General features: G+C 60.0%; 14 protein-coding genes. 4 read left to right on the top strand and 10 right to left on the bottom strand.

The window, feature by feature from the left end; all coding sequences use genetic code 11:
- Positions 1-30: 30 nt before the first annotated feature.
- Positions 31-1,425: an FAD-binding oxidoreductase gene (locus KUIN1_RS25770; protein ID WP_162886633.1), complete on the bottom strand. Its 1,395-nt coding sequence runs from the start codon at positions 1,423-1,425 to the stop codon at positions 31-33.
- Between the two features lie 160 nt (positions 1,426-1,585).
- Between KUIN1_RS25770 and serA the strand changes: the two genes are divergently transcribed.
- Entirely contained in the window at positions 1,586-2,815 is a 1,230-nt protein-coding gene (gene serA, locus KUIN1_RS25775; RefSeq protein ID WP_002555754.1) for a phosphoglycerate dehydrogenase, read from the top strand.
- A gap of 235 nt (positions 2,816-3,050) precedes the next feature.
- On the opposite strand, the gene KUIN1_RS25785 is transcribed toward serA, so the two are convergent.
- The gene (locus tag KUIN1_RS25785; RefSeq protein WP_011269266.1) at positions 3,051-3,488 is read right to left on the bottom strand and encodes a DUF4399 domain-containing protein; all 438 of its coding nucleotides are present in this window, start codon (positions 3,486-3,488) and stop codon (positions 3,051-3,053) included.
- A 138-nt stretch (positions 3,489-3,626) separates the two neighbouring features.
- Positions 3,627-4,262 (bottom strand): 2OG-Fe(II) oxygenase, encoded by a 636-nt coding sequence (locus tag KUIN1_RS25790; protein WP_162886057.1) that lies wholly within the window; start codon positions 4,260-4,262, stop codon positions 3,627-3,629.
- A gap of 141 nt (positions 4,263-4,403) precedes the next feature.
- Here KUIN1_RS25790 and KUIN1_RS25795 point away from each other — a divergent pair, with 141 nt between their 5' ends.
- Complete coding sequence (locus KUIN1_RS25795) at positions 4,404-5,162, top strand: DUF2059 domain-containing protein (protein WP_003420191.1); 759 nt, start codon at positions 4,404-4,406, stop codon at positions 5,160-5,162.
- 51 nt (positions 5,163-5,213) lie between these two features.
- A complete protein-coding gene (locus tag KUIN1_RS25800) occupies positions 5,214-5,405 on the top strand; it encodes a hypothetical protein (protein WP_024640574.1) in 192 nt (63 codons plus the stop codon).
- Here KUIN1_RS25800 and KUIN1_RS25805 read toward each other — a convergent pair.
- The gene (locus tag KUIN1_RS25805) at positions 5,402-6,343 is read right to left on the bottom strand and encodes an alpha/beta hydrolase (RefSeq protein WP_024640575.1); all 942 of its coding nucleotides are present in this window, start codon (positions 6,341-6,343) and stop codon (positions 5,402-5,404) included. The two genes, KUIN1_RS25800 and KUIN1_RS25805, sit on opposite strands and share 4 nt — an antisense overlap.
- Before the next feature lie 270 nt (positions 6,344-6,613).
- Between KUIN1_RS25805 and KUIN1_RS25810 the strand changes: the two genes are divergently transcribed.
- Complete coding sequence (locus KUIN1_RS25810) at positions 6,614-9,001, top strand: penicillin acylase family protein (protein WP_152092390.1); 2,388 nt, start codon at positions 6,614-6,616, stop codon at positions 8,999-9,001.
- Between the two features lie 724 nt (positions 9,002-9,725).
- Here the strand turns inward: KUIN1_RS25810 and KUIN1_RS25820 are convergent.
- From KUIN1_RS25820 to KUIN1_RS25845, 6 genes are all read right to left on the bottom strand, one after another.
- Positions 9,726-10,607, bottom strand: coding sequence for an ABC transporter permease subunit (locus KUIN1_RS25820; protein WP_116886447.1), 882 nt, complete (start codon positions 10,605-10,607; stop codon positions 9,726-9,728).
- Positions 10,604-11,524, bottom strand: coding sequence for an ABC transporter permease subunit (locus KUIN1_RS25825; RefSeq protein ID WP_003372160.1), 921 nt, complete (start codon positions 11,522-11,524; stop codon positions 10,604-10,606). Before KUIN1_RS25825 ends, KUIN1_RS25820 begins: the two co-directional genes overlap by 4 nt.
- Positions 11,521-12,663 carry a polyamine ABC transporter ATP-binding protein gene (gene potA / locus KUIN1_RS25830; protein WP_024640641.1) on the bottom strand — a complete coding sequence of 381 codons (1,143 nt, stop codon included), beginning with the start codon at positions 12,661-12,663 and terminating at the stop codon, positions 11,521-11,523. Before potA ends, KUIN1_RS25825 begins: the two co-directional genes overlap by 4 nt.
- Positions 12,664-12,718: 55 nt before the next feature.
- Positions 12,719-13,813, bottom strand: a complete 1,095-nt coding sequence (locus KUIN1_RS25835) for a polyamine ABC transporter substrate-binding protein (RefSeq protein ID WP_104684644.1) — start codon at positions 13,811-13,813, stop codon at positions 12,719-12,721.
- A gap of 171 nt (positions 13,814-13,984) precedes the next feature.
- Entirely contained in the window at positions 13,985-15,082 is a 1,098-nt protein-coding gene (locus KUIN1_RS25840) for a polyamine ABC transporter substrate-binding protein (protein ID WP_060400258.1), read from the bottom strand.
- A gap of 143 nt (positions 15,083-15,225) precedes the next feature.
- The gene (locus tag KUIN1_RS25845) at positions 15,226-16,590 is read right to left on the bottom strand and encodes an aspartate aminotransferase family protein (RefSeq protein ID WP_116886446.1); all 1,365 of its coding nucleotides are present in this window, start codon (positions 16,588-16,590) and stop codon (positions 15,226-15,228) included.
- Positions 16,591-16,640: the final 50 nt, after the last annotated feature.

Genomic DNA, 16,640 nt, shown 5'->3' on the forward strand with positions numbered 1-16,640 from the left:
TGTTGCGACGGATCAAATGGTTGTGGCAGCTCAAACGGCGAAGATTTTGCCGGGATTCATGATCCCGTTGGGATCGAACACCGCTTTCAACGCCTTCATGTATTCGATTTCGACCGGCGAGCGACTGTACGTCAAATAGTCACGCTTGGTCATCCCGACGCCGTGCTCGGCCGAAATCGAGCCGTTGTATTTTTCGACGGTCTCGAACACCCACTTGTTGACCTTGGCACATTTGACGAAGAACTCGTCCTTGTCGAGGTTCTCGGGCTTGAGGATGTTCAGGTGCAGATTGCCGTCGCCAATGTGGCCGTACCACAGCACTTCGAAGTCCGGGTAGTGTTCGGCAACGATGGCATCGATTTCAGCCAGAAACTCCGGCACTTTCGAGACAGTGACCGAGATATCGTTTTTGTATGGCGTGAAGTGCGAGATGGTTTCCGAGATGTATTCGCGCAGCTTCCACAGGTTGCGTAATTGCTGTTCGCTCTGGCTCATCACGCCGTCCAGCACCCAACCCTGCTCGACGCAGTGCTCGAAGGTCGCCAGGGCCTGATCGGCGAGATCTTCGGTGGTCGCTTCGAATTCCAGCAATACGTAGAACGGGCACGGCGTGTCGAAAGGCGACGGCACATCACCGCGCGCCATGACTCGGGCGAAGGATTTGTCCGAGAAGAATTCGAAGGCGGTCAGGTCGAGCTTGCCGTGAAAGGCATGCAGCACCGGCATGATCGAGTTGAAGTCCGAGGTGCCCAGCACCATCGCGGTGAGGTTCTTCGGCGCACGATCGAGGCGCATGGTCGCTTCGACGACAAAGCCCAGCGTACCCTCGGCACCGATGAACAATTGGCGCAAATCGTAGCCGGTGGCGTTCTTGATCAGGTCCTTGTTCAATTCCAGCAGATCGCCCCTGCCGGTGACGACCTTGAGACCGGCGACCCAATTGCGCGTCATGCCGTAGCGAATGACCTTGATACCGCCGGCATTGGTGCCGATATTGCCGCCGATCTGGCTGGAGCCCGAAGAAGCGAAGTCGACCGGGTAATAAAGGCCGTTGTCTTCGGCGAGCGCCTGCAACTGACGAGTGATGACGCCCGGCTGACAGACCGCCGTGCGGTCGGTGAGATTCAGATCCAGCACCTGGTTCATGTAATCGAACGAGACGACCACTTCACCGTTGGCGGCCACCGCGGCCGCCGAAAGACCGGTTCGTCCACCCGAAGGCACCAGCGCCACCAGCCGCTCATTGGCCCAGCGCACGATGGCCTGCACCTGTTCGGTGGTCTTGGGGAATACGATGGCCAGCGGCGCAGGGGTGAACTGCTTGGTCCAGTCCTTGCCGTAAGTCTCCAGAGACCCGGCATCCGTGAGTACCTTGCCAGGGTCAACCAGGGTCTGCAGCTCATCAATCAAAACGCGATCGGTCATTGAATCAACTCTCGAACGATTCATGGGCATCCTGAGAACGGTTCACGTTCGGGATGAGGTTTCGCGGGGCTCATATGCTAGCATACGCCCCCCGCGAGTCGTGCCCAGAGCCGATCCGGCCACCCCCTGCCAATTTTCTTCGGGACACAGGTTTACGCAGATGAGCAAGACTTCCCTCGACAAGAGCAAGATCAAGTTCCTTCTTCTCGAAGGCGTCCACCAATCCGCTGTCGACGTCCTCAAGGCAGCCGGTTACACCAGCATCGAGTACCACACCAAGTCTCTGCCGGAAGCCGAACTGAAAGAAAAGATCGCCGACGCCCATTTCATCGGTATCCGCTCTCGTACTCAGTTGACCGAAGAGCTGTTCGATTGCGCCAAGAAACTGGTTGCGGTCGGCTGCTTCTGCATCGGCACCAACCAGGTTGACCTCAACGCGGCGCGCGAGCGCGGTATCGCAGTGTTCAATGCGCCCTACTCCAATACCCGCTCGGTCGCCGAACTGGTATTGGCCGAAGCCATCCTGCTGCTGCGCGGTATCCCCGAGAAGAACGCTTCCTGCCACCGTGGTGGCTGGATCAAGAGCGCGGCCAACTCCTTCGAGATCCGTGGCAAGAAGCTGGGCATCATCGGTTATGGTTCGATCGGTACGCAGCTGTCGGTGCTGGCCGAAGGTCTGGGCATGCAGGTGTACTTCTACGACACGCTGACCAAACTGCCGCTGGGCAACGCCACTCAGGTGTCGAGCCTGAACGAGCTGCTGGGCATGTCCGATATCGTCACCCTGCACGTTCCGGAAACCTCGGAAACCCAGTGGATGATCGGCGAGAAAGAAATCCGCGCGATGAAGAAGGGCAGCATCCTGATCAACGCCGCGCGTGGCACGGTGGTCGAGCTGGACGCACTGGCTGACGCCATCAAGGACAAGCACCTGATCGGCGCCGCCATCGACGTGTTCCCGGTCGAGCCGCGCTCGAACGACGACATCTTCGAAAGCCCGCTGCGCGGTCTGGACAACGTGATCCTGACGCCGCACATCGGTGGCTCCACAGCCGAAGCGCAGGCCAACATCGGTCTGGAAGTGGCGGAAAAACTGGTCAAGTACAGCGACAACGGTACGTCGGTGTCCTCGGTCAACTTCCCGGAAGTGGCCCTGCCTGCGCACCCTGGCAAGCACCGTCTGCTGCACATCCACGAAAACATCCCGGGCGTGCTCAGCGAGATCAACAAGGTCTTCGCCGAAAACGGTATCAACATCTCCGGTCAGTTCCTGCAGACCAACGAGAAAGTCGGCTACGTGGTCATCGACGTCGACGCCGAGTACTCCGACCTCGCCCAGGCCAAGCTGCAACAGATCAAAGGCACCATCCGCAGCCGCGTGCTGTTCTGATCTGATCGCCGTGCCCACCCCATGTGGGCACGAGCGATGTTCTTGCGGGCACCTATCGTTCCTCACGCTTCAGCATGGGAATGCAGTTCACGACGCTCCGCGTCGCAAGAGGACGCAGAGCGTCCAGAAAGGCATGCGACGCAGAGCGTCGCACGATAGTTGCGATAATCGTTCCTCACGCTCCAGCGTGGGAATGCCGTTCGTGACGCTCTGCGTCACACCAGCACTGACAGCCCTACTTCACATTGATGGTGATCTTCTTCGATTCGACCGAAGGGTTGAGCGGCATGTGGCCTTTGTCGCCCATCAGCAATTGCAGGGTGTGCTGGCCCGGCGGCAGGTTGATTTCGGTTTCGGTCTGGCCTTTGCCGAAGTGGCGGATGTTGTCGCTGACCGGCAGCGGTGCATTCATCGCCGGCTGGTCCTTCACGTCGATCAGCAGGTGATGGTGACCGGTCTCGGGAACATCGACACCCGCAGGCGCGACGCCCATACCCTTGAGGCCGAATTGCACCTTGAACGGTGAGGTGACCGTTTCACCGTCCTTGGGCGAGATGATGTACACCTCGGCGCCTTCAGGGGCTGCGGTGCGTGGTATGTCGGCGGCGCTGGCCAGCATGGATGCGCTGAGCAACAGGCCGGCGACCATCGTTCCAGAAAATAAGGATTTCATGATTGCTCCGGCTGCAGTTGGCGTAAGTCGACCCTCACACGACGAATCCGTCGGTTCAGGAGTGCTCACGATAGACCGCAGCCAGGCTCAATGGCTCATTGCGTTGATGAAACTGTTTTCATGAACGCAGCCTGCAGGTCACTGGAACAGCTCGTTGCCCCGGCGTCTGAACCACCCCGTCAGTGACAGGCGATCACGACTGGCGGGCATGACTTCGTGGGGAATTTCGCCGGACAGAAAGACCACCAGGCAGCCGCCCGCAGGCTGAACGTCGTAAGCCACCTCGTCCTTGAGGTACATGCGCAACTGACCGCCGTGCTCGGGTAGCCATGCGCTGTTGAGGTAGAGCACCGCCGACACCATGCGCCTGTCGTCATCGCGGAATCGATCCACATGCCTGAGGTAGCGGGCACCCGGCGGATACAGCGCGAAATGGCTTTCGTAATCTTCCAGCCCGAGGAAAAGGCCGCGATTGAGCGCCTGACGCAAACTGTCCATCAGCTCAAGATAGCGGTCGCAGCACTGCACCTGCCCCGGCTCGAGCCACTGAATGCGGTCACCACGAATCCCCTCGCGTATTTCCAGCGCGGTTCCCTTGCCAATCGCGGCAGGCTCGAGCTCACCTTCCGCTGCACGTTTGCGGCACTCTTGCTCAAGTTCCAGAGTCAGAGCTTCGGGCAGGAAAATATTCTGCTGCGACCAGCCGTTGGCGGCCAGATCGCCGACGATTCGTAACAGCAGTGGGTGGTCAGAGGGTATGCGCATGGCGTGCATAGTATCCATAAGCCCTGAAATCGGACAGAGGCTTATACAGGCGGTATCACGCGCGCGAGATTTCATTCATCGAAGGCACTCATAACTCGACAAATCCACGCCAACACCGGGAGAATAGCGGCCTGCCGACAGGAGTCCCCAATGCGTCGTTTGTTTGTTTTGCTGTTGATGTTCTGCACCTCACCTGCCTGGGCAGACAGCTACGATCAGTTGTACAAGTCTGCAGGCTGGCCGGAACAGCGCGCGCATTTCAACGATGCCCTCAAAGCTGCCCAACAGCGTTACAGCAACAACCTGCCGCCTGCGGTTTATCAAGCGCTGGTCAATAACAGCAATCAGCGTTTCGCCCCCCAGGCCATGGACCAGCGCGCGTCGAAGCGCCTGCGTGAAAGCCTCAAGGACCCTGCCCCGTCGCTGCAGTTTTTCCAGTCGCCGCTGGGCCGCAAGATCGTCAATGCCGAGCTGACCGCCACTCGCGCCGATCAACTGGCCAAACATGCCCAAGGGCTGCCGCATATCGAAGCGGACGCAACGCGTCAGTTGTTGATCGGCCATCTGGCCCAGGCGCTGCCGGCCAGAGAGGCCGGCGCGGAAGTCAGCCTTGCCATCGCCGGTGTTGCCGCAGACAGCCTGAGCCAGATGATTCCCGGCCTGTTCGGCGGAGGCCAGGCGCAGGGCATGCTCGAAGGCCAGCGCGAGCGACTGATGGCGCAGATGAGTGCCGATCTGAACAACACGCTGCTGTACGTCTATCGCGACCTGTCCGACCCTGAGCTCGAAGAATTCTCGACCTTCGCCGAATCGCCGGAAGGCAAAGCCTATTACCAGGCCGCTCTGGCCGCGATTCGTGCCGGGCTGGCGGTCGGGCAGAGTGCGTCGAGCCTCAATCCCGGACAGTAGAAACCGTTCAGGCCTTCAAGCGCCTGAGGTCAAAGGAATGGACACCATCGTATGAAAGACTCATTGGCTTTGCTCGCCACCGGTATCGTAATGGCCTTTTTCGCCTGGCTGTTCTGGAGCTCTCTGGGACAGGACGCCTTTGCCGTGTTTGGGGCGTTGATGCTCGTTGTAACGGCCGTTGACAACTCCCGCCTGCGCCGACAGGTAAAGGCGCTGCAGGCCGGCAAAACTGAAAAACTCTAACGCAAGCGCCCTTTCAGAAAATCAAAGTACCGAGCCCGCAGCTCGGGCGTTTCGTTGGCCAGATGATGCCGGGCGTGCCCGAGCATCAGAATCTGCGGCTGGCTGAACTTGTCTTTCAGGATCGCCAGATTGTGCGACCAGTCGACCGTCATGTCCGCCTCGCCCTGGATGATCAGCGGGCTGCGCAGGCTGCGCGGCGCACTTTCAACACGCACGATCCATTGCCCCAGCGCGCCGACCCAGGCCGTGGGCAGTCGCAGCGGCTGTAACGGATCGGCCATCAGAAACGGCAGGAACGCGGGCGCATTGGAGTTTTCGGTGAAACGGCGGGCAATGCCGTTCACGAACGGTCTGAGCAGGTGATAACTCAGACGCGACCAGCCCCAGGCGCGCGGCCTGACCAGCGGCGCCAGCAGGATCACCTCGCCCTGCGCGGGCGAGTCTGCGCCCTGATGAAGCAGGTGATCCGTCACGATGGCACCGCCCATGCTTTGTCCGCACAGGTGCCAGGGATGTGGTAGCCCGAGGCCTTCGGCTTCGAGCAGCAGGCGTTGCAACACCAGCTGGTACTCGGCGAAGTCATTGATGCAGGCACGACTGCCGCTCGACAGACCATGCCCCGGCAGGTCGCAGGCGATCACCGCAAAGCGCTGCTCCAGAGCCCATTCGATCACATGCCGGTACAGTCCCATGTGGTCATAGAAGCCGTGAAACAGAAACAGCGTAGCGACCGGGCTGTCAGGCAGCCATACCTGCCCGACCACCTCGTAGCCCGCCACATCGAGGCGCCCCAGCCAGCTGCGTATGACGTTCTCGCCACACAGTCCGGCAAGACCGTAGAAGCGCTGATAGGCCAGTCCCTCCATGGAAAGCGGGTCAATAACGCTCAGCGGCAGCAGGCTGGCACGCAGGTTATCGGGGTCGAACGTGACGGACATGTGGTTTCCAGATTTCAACAAATGGCTCGTAAAGTTGTGTAACGATATTCTTCTGTCTGCTCCGGCATGGCAAGCTAAGCGGCTGTAATCGCAGATATCTGTCATCGAACGTGCATATTGTTGTCTGCACACTGGGCGATGCTCGCGAATTCACTCGCCCGAATTCGCTCTGAAGCCGTTTCAAGCAGACTCGTGTGTCGGGTTTCATCGAGTCAACTGCGTCACAACGATAGTCTCCATTCCTGCCTACGCCATTTACAGAGAAACCGGATGAAACGCAGCCTCTTCATTCTAGCCATCATCATCGCCCTGCTTGCGGGTGGCGCGGGCTGGTACGTAAATAGCAAACTGCCGGTACGTGATGGCGAGATCGCCATGAGCCGTCTTCAGGCCCCCGTCACCCTGCGCTACGACGAGCGTGGCGTGCCGCACATCCGCGCCGAGAACGAAGCCGACCTTTACCGTGCGCTGGGCTATGCCCATGCTCAGGACCGACTGTTCCAGATGGAAATGCTGCGTCGCCTGGCACGTGGCGAGCTGGCAGAGGTACTGGGGCCGAATCTGCTCGAGACCGACAAGCTGTTTCGCAGCCTGCGCATTCGTGAGCACGCGGATGCGTATGTCGCACGTCAGGACAAGAACACCCCGACCTGGAAAGCGCTGGAAGCCTACATCGACGGCATCAACCAGTATCAGGACACCCACGCAAGGCCGATGGAGTTCGACGCGCTGGGCATTCCCAGACGGCGGTTCACCCCAGAGGACACGGTCAGCATCGCCGGCTATCTGGCTTACAGCTTTGCCGCGGCGTTCAGAACCGAGCCACTGCTGACCTACGTCCGTGATCAGCTGGGTCCGGAGTACTTGAAAGTCTTCGACCTGGACTGGCACCCGGACGGCATGCTCGACTCGAAACCGGCACTGGCCGACGCCGACTGGAAGGGCCTGAATCAGCTCGCGCAGTTGAGTCACAAGGCGCTTGAAGACGCTGGCCTGCCGCAGTTCGAAGGCAGCAACGCCTGGGTGATTTCCGGCAGCCGCACGCAAAGCGACAAGCCGATCCTCGCCGGTGACCCGCACATCCGCTTCTCGGTGCCTTCGGTATGGTACGAAGCGCAGTTGTCGGCGCCGGGCTTTGAGCTGTACGGGCACTTTCCGGCGCTCAACCCGTTCGCGTTGCTGGGCCACAACATGGACTTCGGCTGGAGCCTGACCATGTTCCAGAATGACGACGTGGACCTGATTGCCGAGAAGACCAACCCGGATAACCCGAATCAGGTCTGGTACCACGGTCAGTGGGTGGACATGAAACGCACCGAGCAGCAAATCGCCGTGAAAGGCCAGGCGCCGGTCACACTGACGCTGCTCGAATCGCCGCACGGCCCTATTGTCAACAACGTGATGGGCAAGAACGCCGGCCAGGCGCCAATTGCGATGTGGTGGTCTTTTCTGGTGTCTGCCAACCCGGTGCTGGACGGTTTTTACGAGGCCAACCGCGCCGATACGCTGGACAAGATGCGTAGCGCGGCCGAGAAGATTCAGTCGCCGGGCCTCAACATCGTCTGGGCCAACGCCAAAGGCGATATCGGCTGGTGGGCTGCGGCGCAATTGCCGATCCGCCCGCAAGGCGTCAACCCCACCTTCATTCTGGACGGCAGCACGGCGCAGGCCGATAAGCTCGGTTTTTACCCGTTCAGCGCCAACCCGCACGAAGAAAACCCGGCGCGTGGTTACATCGTCTCAGCCAATTTCCAGCCGCTGTCGCCGACTGGTATGCAGATTCCCGGCTACTACAACCCGGCCGAACGTGGCCAGGAGCTTAACCGGCAACTGAGTGACGCCAGCGTCAAGTGGGACCTTGCCGCCAGCAAGGCGCTGCAACTGGACACGCAGACCGACTATGCACCGAGCATTCTCAGGCCATTGATTCCGGTACTGCGCAGTGTTGTCAGCGACCCGGACGAACTGGCACTCGTGGAACGACTGGCCAGCTGGAAAGGCGATTACCCTGTCGATTCGGTGGGCGCCACGCTGTTCAATCAGTTCCTGTTCGACCTGACCGAAGAGACCTTTCACGACGAACTGGGCGACGCGATGTTTGAAACCCTGCTGTCGAGCCGCGTAATGGACGCTGCCCTGCCGCGCCTGGCCACCGATGCCGATTCGCCGTGGTGGAACAATCGCAATTCACCCCACGAAGAAAGCCGCGCCAACACCGTCAAGGTGGCCTGGCGCGCCAGTGTTTCGCATTTGAGGTCGCTGTACGGCACCAACCCGGACGAATGGGTGTGGGGCAAGGCGCATACCCTGACCCAAGGCCACCCATTGGGTTCGCAGAAGCCGCTGGACATGATTTTCAACGTCGGCCCGTACGCAGCGCCGGGCACGCATGAAGTGCCGAACAACCTGTCGTCGAGCATCCGCCCTGCCCCGTGGCCAGTCGGCTACGGCCCCTCGACCCGCCGCCTGATCGACTTCGCCGACCCGGCGCACAGCCTGGGGATAAACCCGGTAGGACAAAGCGGCGTGCCGTTCGACAAGCACTATTCGGATCAGGCCAAGGCCTTCGTGAACGGCGAGTACCTGCCACAGCGCTTCAGCGAGAAGGATGTGGCGGAGCATACGGAAGGGGTTTTACGGTTGGTGCCAGGAGCGTAGCGACACTCTCTGCGCCGGCCCGGAAATGGCGCTTCTGCCCGGAGGCCAGAATCAAGAGCGGACCTGCGACCAACGTCTTCGCGAGCAAGCTCGCTCCCACGCCCTGCGGGCAGAATCTGTGTATCGCCCCGATCAGGCTGCTTCCAGGCGTTTTGCGGCTGGTGCAGGGGGCGTAGCGACACTCTCTGTACCGAGCCCGGAAACGGGGCTTCTGCCCGGAGGGCGTGGGAGCGAACTTGCTCGCGAACTGTCGGGAACCGACAGTGAAACCGTCACGTGCGGTACATCAGGCACAACCGAGGTCGCTGGTTTGGCTGCCGGTCCCCGGCAGTTCGCGAACAAGTTCGCTCCTACGCCCTGCGGGCAGAATCTGTGTATCGCCCCGATCAGGCTGCTTCCAGGCGTTTTGCGGCTGGTGCAGGGGGCGTAGCGACACTCTCTGTACCGGGCCCGGAAATGGGGCTTCTGCCCGGAGGGCGTGCGAGCGAGCTTGCTCGCGAACTGTCGGGAACCGACAGTGAGACCGTCACGTACGGTACATCAGGCACAACCGAGGTCGCTAGCTTTGCTGCCGGTCCCCGGCAGTTCGCGAACAAGTTCGCTCCTACGCCCTGCGGGCAGAATCAAGAGCGGACTTGCGACCAACATCTTCGCGAACAAGTTGGCTCCCACGCCCGGAGGGCAGAATCAGGAGCGGACTTGTGTATCGCGCGCAATCAGGTCTTCACGCCGCCGGAGCACGCCTTGGATCAGGCTGTTTCCAGGCGTCTGCCGCGCTTTCCTCGATGGTTTGCTGGATCGCACGCTTGCGGTTGTTTTCCGCGCGGCGGGTGAAGAACCAGACCAGGAAGGTCGCCAGTGAAACGGCCAGCAGGATCAGGCTCGCCACGGCGTTGATTTCAGGCTTCACACCCAGACGCACGGCTGAGAACACTTCCATTGGCAAGGTGGTCGAGCCGGGCCCGGAAACGAAGCTGGCGAGCACCAGGTCGTCCAGCGACAGCGCGAAGGACATCATGCCCCCGGCTGCCAGCGACGGTGCGATCATCGGGATAGTGATCAGCAAGAACACCTTCCACGGACGGGCGCCCAGGTCCATTGCGGCTTCTTCGATCGACAGGTCCAGCTCACGCAGGCGCGCCGACACCACCACCGCCACGTAGGCCGCACAGAACGTAGTGTGCGCGATCCAGATGGTCATGATGCCGCGTTCCTGCGGCCAGCCGATCAATTGCGCCATGGCCACGAACAGCAGCAACAGCGACAGACCGGTGATCACTTCCGGCATTACCAAGGGAGCTGTGACCAGCCCGCCAAAGAACGTACGGCCCTTGAAGCGGCTGATGCGGGTCAGCACAAACGCCGCCATGGTCCCCAGCGCCACCGCAGCAACGGCGGTGTAGCAGGCGATTTCCAGCGAGCGCATCACTGAGCCCATCAGTTGCGAGTTGTCCAGCAGGCCGACGTACCACTTCACCGACCAGCCGCCCCAGACCGTCACCAGTTGCGAGGCGTTGAACGAGTAGATGACCAGAATCACCATCGGTGCATAGATGAACAGCAAACCCAGCACCAGCATCAGGTTCGAGAATCGAAAGCGGTTCATGCCTTGCCCTCCAGTTCTTTGGCCTGACTGCGGTTGAACAGGATGATGGGCACGATCAGCACCAGCAGCATGATGACCGCCAGCGCCGAAGCCACCGGCCAGTCACGGTTGTTGAAGAATTCCTGCCACAGCACGCGGCCGATCATCAGGGTTTCCGGGCCGCCGAGCAGCTCGGGAATCACGAACTCGCCGACCACCGGAATGAATACCAGCATGCAGCCGGCGATCACGCCGTTCTTGGACAGCGGCACGGTGATTTTCCAGAAGCTGTTGAAGGTGCTCGAACCCAGGTCGGACGCGGCTTCCAGCAGGCTGGTGTCGTGCTTCACAAGGTTGGCGTACAGCGGCAGGATCATGAACGGCAGGTAGGAATAGACCACGCCGATGTACACCGCCAGGTTGGTGTTGAGGATCTGCAACGGCGCGTCGATCAGGCCCAGCCACATCAGGAATGCATTGAGCAGCCCGTTGTTGCTGAGGATGCCCATCCAGGCGTAGACGCGGATCAGGATCGCCGTCCAGGTCGGCATCATGATCAGCAGCAACAGCACGGTTTGCAGGTCCTTGCGCGCGCTGGCGATGGCGTAGGCCATCGGATAGCCAATCAGCAGACACAGCAAGGTGCTGATGAAGGCCATCTTCAGCGAGCCCAGATAGGCCGAAACGTACAGATCATCGCCACTGAGCAAGGTGTAGTTGGCGAAGTTGAGGACCATCTGCAGCTTTTCGTCGGCGTAGCTGAAGATTTCGGTGTACGGCGGGATCGCGACGTCGGCCTCGGCGAAGCTGATCTTGAGCACGATCAGAAACGGCAGAGCAAAGAACAGGAACAGCCAGAGGAACGGCACGCCGATGACCATCTGCCGCCCGTTGGGCTTTATGCGCTCGAACGCGCGCTTGATCTTGCGGATTTTCATGAGCGCAGTACCACGCCGCTGTCGTCTTCCCACCAGACGTAGACTTCATCGCCCCAGGTAGGCCGCGCGCCCTGACGCTCGGCGTTGGCGACAAACGACTGCACCAGCTTGCCGCCTGGCAGCTCGACGTAGAACACCGAATGACCGCCCAGATAGGCGATGTCGTGGACCTTGCCACGCGACCAGTTGTATTCGAAGCCTGGCTGCTCGGTGGTGATCAGCAGCTTCTCCGGACGCAGTGCGTAGGTAATGTGCTTGTCTTCCACCGACGTACTGACGCCGTGGCCGACATAGATATTGCGCTCCAGCTCGGGACTGCGGATCAGCGCATGGGCTTCCATGTCCTCGATCACGTCACCTTCGAAGAGGTTGACGCTGCCGATGAATTCGCAGACCAGACGGCTGGTCGGGGTCTCGTAGATGTCGATCGGGCTGCCGATCTGCGCGATCCAGCCCAGGTGCATGATCGCGATGCGCTCGGCCATGGTCATGGCCTCTTCCTGATCGTGAGTCACCATCACGCAGGTCACGCCGACGCGCTCGATGATCTCCACCAGCTCCAGTTGCATCTGCGAACGCAGTTTCTTGTCCAGCGCACCCATCGGCTCGTCGAGCAGCAACAGCTTGGGCTTTTTCGCCAGCGAACGAGCCAGGGCCACGCGCTGACGCTGACCGCCAGAGAGCTGATGCGGCTTGCGCTTGGCGTACTGGGTCATCTGCACCAGCTTGAGCATCTCCGCCACGCGGGCTTCGATTTCCGGCTTGCCCAGCTTGTCCTGCTTGAGGCCGAAGGCGATGTTGTCCGCCACGGTCATGTGCGGGAACAGCGCGTAGGACTGGAACATCATGTTGATCGGGCGTTCGTACGGCGGCATGTCGGTGATGTCGACGCCGTCGAGGTAGATGCGGCCTTCGGTCGGCCGTTCGAACCCGGCCAGCATGCGCAGCAGTGTCGATTTGCCGGAGCCAGAGCCGCCAAGCAGGGCGAAGATCTCGCCCTTGTTGATCTGCAGGGACACATCGTCCACCGCGATCGTCTCGTCGAACTTTTTCGTGACCCGATCAATCTTGACCAGCACCTCTTTGGGTTGCTGACCGCCTTCGAGGGCTTTCTTGTAGGCGCCGGAGGCAACTGCCATGGGTGAAACTCCCAACAGATAGGCAACCCGGCCCATATGGCCGGGTGCTGGATTTTTATTTGCCCGACTTGACCTTGGTCCAGCTGCGGGTCATCAGACGTTGCACCTTGGGTGGCAACTCGCTGTTCACGAACAGCCGGTCCAGCACTTCCTGAGGCGGGTAGACCGCTGCGTCAGTACGGATTTTCTGGTCCATGAACTCGCCGGAGGCGGGATTGGGGTTGGCATAGCCGACTTCATCGCTGACCTTGGCGATCACCCTGGGGTCGAGCATGTAGTTGATGAAGGCGCTGGCTTCCTTGATGTTTTTCGAATCAGCCGGAATGGCCAGCATGTCGAACCACAGGTTGCCGCCCTCTTTCGGGATGCTGTAGGCGAGCTTCACGCCCTTGCCCGCTTCTTCTGCACGAGCCTTGGCCTGGAACACATCGCCCGAGAAACCTGCGGCAACGCAGATGTCGCCGTTGGCCAGGTCGGTAATGTATTTGGACGAGTGGAAATAGGTCACGTAAGGACGAATAGCCATGAGTTTGGCTTCGGCCTTCTTGTAATCGGCTTCCTTGGTGCTGTTGGGGTCCAGCCCAAGGTAGTTGAGCACCGCTGGCAACATTTCATCGGCAGAATCAAGAAACGCTACGCCACAGCTGGAGAGCTTCTTGATGTTCTCCGGCTCGAACAGCACGGCCCAGGAGTCGATCTTGTCGACGCCCAACACGGCCTTGACCTTCTCGACGTTGTAACCGATGCCGTTGGTGCCCCACAGGTACGGCACGGCGTACTGGTTACCCGGATCGTTCTTCTCCAGACGCTTGAGCAGCGCCGGGTCGAGATTCTTGTAGTTGGGCAGCAGCGACTTGTCGAGCTTCTGGAACGCACCCGCCTTGATCTGCTTGCCAAGAAAGTGGTTGGACGGCACCACCACGTCGTAACCGGTGCGCCCGGCCAGCAGCTTGGCTTCCAGGGTTTCGTTGGAGTCGAACACGTCATACATCGGCTTGATGCCGGTGGTGGCTTCGAAGTCCGTCAGGGTGGTCTTGCCGATGTAGTCGGACCAGTTATAAATATGCACGGTGGACTTAGCCTGGGCACCGAGGGTCAGTGTCAGGCCGGCAGCCGCCAGCAAGGCTTTGGAAAGAATAGAAATAGACAAAGAATGAGTCCTTTTAACAGAGGGGCCTGAGCGCCGGAGGGCGTCCGGAAAACCAAACCGGCGCGCAACTTACCGTCTATGCGTCCAACCAGCAAAGGTTTAGGCAATATTCCTGTCTGCTGGAAGCTGCGCAGCCGAGGCTACGCAGCATCCACAGGTTTGATGACAGGCTTATTCACCTGACTTAATCTTGGTCCAGCTGCGGGTCATGATCCGTTGCGTGGCAGCAGGCAGGTCGGCGATTGCATACAGCTTGGCCTGGACGTCAGCAGGCGGGTAAACGCCCGGATCACTGGTGATTTCCTTGTCGACCAGCGCCGTAGCCGCCGCGTTACCGTTCGGGAAGCGCACGGCGTTGGTGATCTCGGCCATGACTTCCGGCCTCATCAGGAAGTTCATGAACTTGTAGGCACCCTCGACGTTCTGGGCATCCTTGGGAATCGCGACCATGTCATAGAAGCTGCCGGCGCCTTTTTTCGGAATGTTGTAAGCCACTTTGACCTTGCCACCGGCCTCGGCAGCGCGCGACTTGGCCTGGTAGATATCACCCGAGTAGCCGACTGCGACGCAGATGTTGCCGTTGGCCAGGTCCGAGATGTACTTGGACGAGTGGAAATAGCCAATCGACGGACGAATCGTCATGAACAGCTCTTCGGCTTTGGCGAGCTGTTTCTTGTCCTGCGAGTCGGTCGGGTAGTCCAGGTAATGCAGCGCGATTGGCAGCATTTCGGTTGGCGAATCGAGGAAGCTGATGCCGCACGACTTTAGCTTGGCAGCGTTTTCCGGCTTGAACAGCAGGTCCCACGAGTTGACCGGCGCGTCAGCACCCAGCGCGGCCTTGACCTTGTCCGGGTTGATGCCGATACCGATCGACCCCCACATATACGGGAATGCGTACTTGTTATCTGGGTCGCTGACCGACACGGCCTTGAGCAGCGATTCGTTGAGGTTCTTCCAGTTCGGCAGTTTGGACTTGTCCAGCTCCTGATAAACGCCAGCCTTGATCTGCTTGGCCAGGAAGTTGTTGGATGGCACGACCACGTCATAGCCGGATTTGCCAGCGAGCAATTTGGCTTCCAGCGTCTCGTTGCTGTCGAAAACGTCGTAGACCACCTTGATGCCCGATTCTTTCTCGAACTTGGCAACGGTGTCCGGCGCGATGTAATCGGACCAGTTATAGACGTGCAGCACTTTGTCATCGGCCTGCGCAGCAGTGGCCACAACGCCCATCAGGGACAGCGCGAGAAGGGTCTTGCCAAATTTTTTCATGCGTAGCTCCAATGTATTTTTATCACTGACCGTCAGTTAGCGGCGTGTAGCCATTAGTCTGGCAACTTCCTGGGCAGGCTTTCAAGCCGAAGCCCCCTCAAACAATGCACATTGCGCTTGAATCGACGCTTTTTTTGGCATTTTCAGCCCTGCAACACCGCCAGCGTCAGATCCAGGCATTTGCGCGCCTTCTCTACCAGCTCATCGATTTGCGCAAAACTGATCACCAGCGGTGGCGCAATGATCATGGTATCGCCCACAGCCCGCATGATCAGGCCATTGTCGAAGCAGAAGGTTCGACAGATCATTCCCGCGCCCTTGTCGGTATAGCGCTCGCGGGTGGTCTTGTCCTTCACCAGCTCAATGGCCCCGAGCAGCCCGACACCCCGGACTTCGCCCACCAGCGGATGATCGCTCAACTCACGCAAACGCTTTTGCAAATACGGTGCCGTTTCCGACCTGACCCGTTCGACGATCTTTTCTTCGCGCAGGATACGGATGTTCTCCAGCGCAACCGCGGCCGCCACCGGGTGCCCGGAGTAGGTAAAGCCGTGATTGAAATCGCCACCCTCATTGAGCACCGCAACGATTTCATCGCGCACGATCAGGCCGCCCATCGGGGCGTAACCGGAGGTCAGGCCTTTGGCGATGGTCATCATGTCCGGCCTGAGGCCATAGAAATCGCTACCGAACCACTCACTGGTACGCCCGAAGCCACAAATCACCTCATCGGCGGCGAACAGGATGTCGTAGCGGGAAAGGATTTCCTTGATCTTCGGCCAGTAGGAATCAGGCGGGACAATCACACCGCCCGCGCCCTGGATTGGCTCGGCAATGAACGCACCGACGTTCTCGACGCCCAGCTCGAGAATTTTCTTTTCCAGTTGCTCGGCCGCCCAGATGCCGAACTCGTCCGGTGTCATGTCGCCGCCTTCGCCGAACCAGTAAGGCTGTGGAATGTGCACCACCCCCGGGATCGGCAGGTCGCCCTGTTCGTGCATGTAGGTCATGCCACCCAGGCTGGCACCGGCGACGGTGGAGCCGTGGTAGCCATTGACGCGGCTGATGATGGTTTTCTTGTTCGGCTGGCCTTTCAGCGCCCAGTAATGACGAACCATGCGCAGCATCGTGTCATTGCCTTCAGAGCCTGAACCGGTGAAGAACACATGGTTCATGCCCTCGGGAGCGATGTCGGAGATGGCCTTGGCCAGTTCCAGCACCGGCGGGTGGGCGGTCTGGAAGAACAGGTTGTAGTACGGCAGCTCGCGCATCTGTTTGCTGGCTGCGTCGGCCAGTTCTTCGCGGCCATAACCGATGGCCACGCACCACAGGCCGGACATGCCATCGAGGATCTTGTTGCCCTCGCTGTCCCACAGATAAACGCCCTCGGCACGGGTGATGATGCGCGGGCCTTTCTCTTTCAGTTGTTTGTAGTCGCTGAACGGTGCCAGGTGATGCTCGCTGCTCAGGGCCTGCCATTCGAGGGTTTGCGGGTTGTTGGCACTCATGCAGCACTTCCTTTGATCAGGTCAGTTGGCAGAGCGCCGCGCCTCGACCG

This window comes from Pseudomonas sp. KUIN-1 (genome assembly GCF_009176725.1).
Taxonomy (GTDB): Bacteria; Pseudomonadota; Gammaproteobacteria; order Pseudomonadales; family Pseudomonadaceae; genus Aquipseudomonas; species Aquipseudomonas fragariae.

Excerpts from the sequence above, each read along its gene's own strand:
- serA (WP_002555754.1), top strand. The coding sequence starts at position 1,586 with ATGAGCAAGACTTCCCTCGACAAGAGCAAGATCAAGTTCCTTCTTCTC.
- KUIN1_RS25820 (WP_116886447.1), bottom strand. The coding sequence starts at position 10,607 with ATGAACCGCTTTCGATTCTCGAACCTGATGCTGGTGCTGGGTTTGCTG.
- KUIN1_RS25795 (WP_003420191.1), top strand. The coding sequence starts at position 4,404 with ATGCGTCGTTTGTTTGTTTTGCTGTTGATGTTCTGCACCTCACCTGCC.
- KUIN1_RS25840 (WP_060400258.1), bottom strand. The coding sequence starts at position 15,082 with ATGAAAAAATTTGGCAAGACCCTTCTCGCGCTGTCCCTGATGGGCGTT.
- KUIN1_RS25800 (WP_024640574.1), top strand. The coding sequence starts at position 5,214 with ATGAAAGACTCATTGGCTTTGCTCGCCACCGGTATCGTAATGGCCTTT.
- KUIN1_RS25845 (WP_116886446.1), bottom strand. The coding sequence starts at position 16,590 with ATGAGTGCCAACAACCCGCAAACCCTCGAATGGCAGGCCCTGAGCAGC.
- KUIN1_RS25810 (WP_152092390.1), top strand. The coding sequence starts at position 6,614 with ATGAAACGCAGCCTCTTCATTCTAGCCATCATCATCGCCCTGCTTGCG.
- KUIN1_RS25805 (WP_024640575.1), bottom strand. The coding sequence starts at position 6,343 with ATGTCCGTCACGTTCGACCCCGATAACCTGCGTGCCAGCCTGCTGCCG.
- potA (WP_024640641.1), bottom strand. The coding sequence starts at position 12,663 with ATGGCAGTTGCCTCCGGCGCCTACAAGAAAGCCCTCGAAGGCGGTCAG.
- KUIN1_RS25770 (WP_162886633.1), bottom strand. The coding sequence starts at position 1,425 with ATGACCGATCGCGTTTTGATTGATGAGCTGCAGACCCTGGTTGACCCT.
- KUIN1_RS25790 (WP_162886057.1), bottom strand. The coding sequence starts at position 4,262 with ATGCACGCCATGCGCATACCCTCTGACCACCCACTGCTGTTACGAATC.
- KUIN1_RS25825 (WP_003372160.1), bottom strand. The coding sequence starts at position 11,524 with ATGAAAATCCGCAAGATCAAGCGCGCGTTCGAGCGCATAAAGCCCAAC.
- KUIN1_RS25785 (WP_011269266.1), bottom strand. The coding sequence starts at position 3,488 with ATGAAATCCTTATTTTCTGGAACGATGGTCGCCGGCCTGTTGCTCAGC.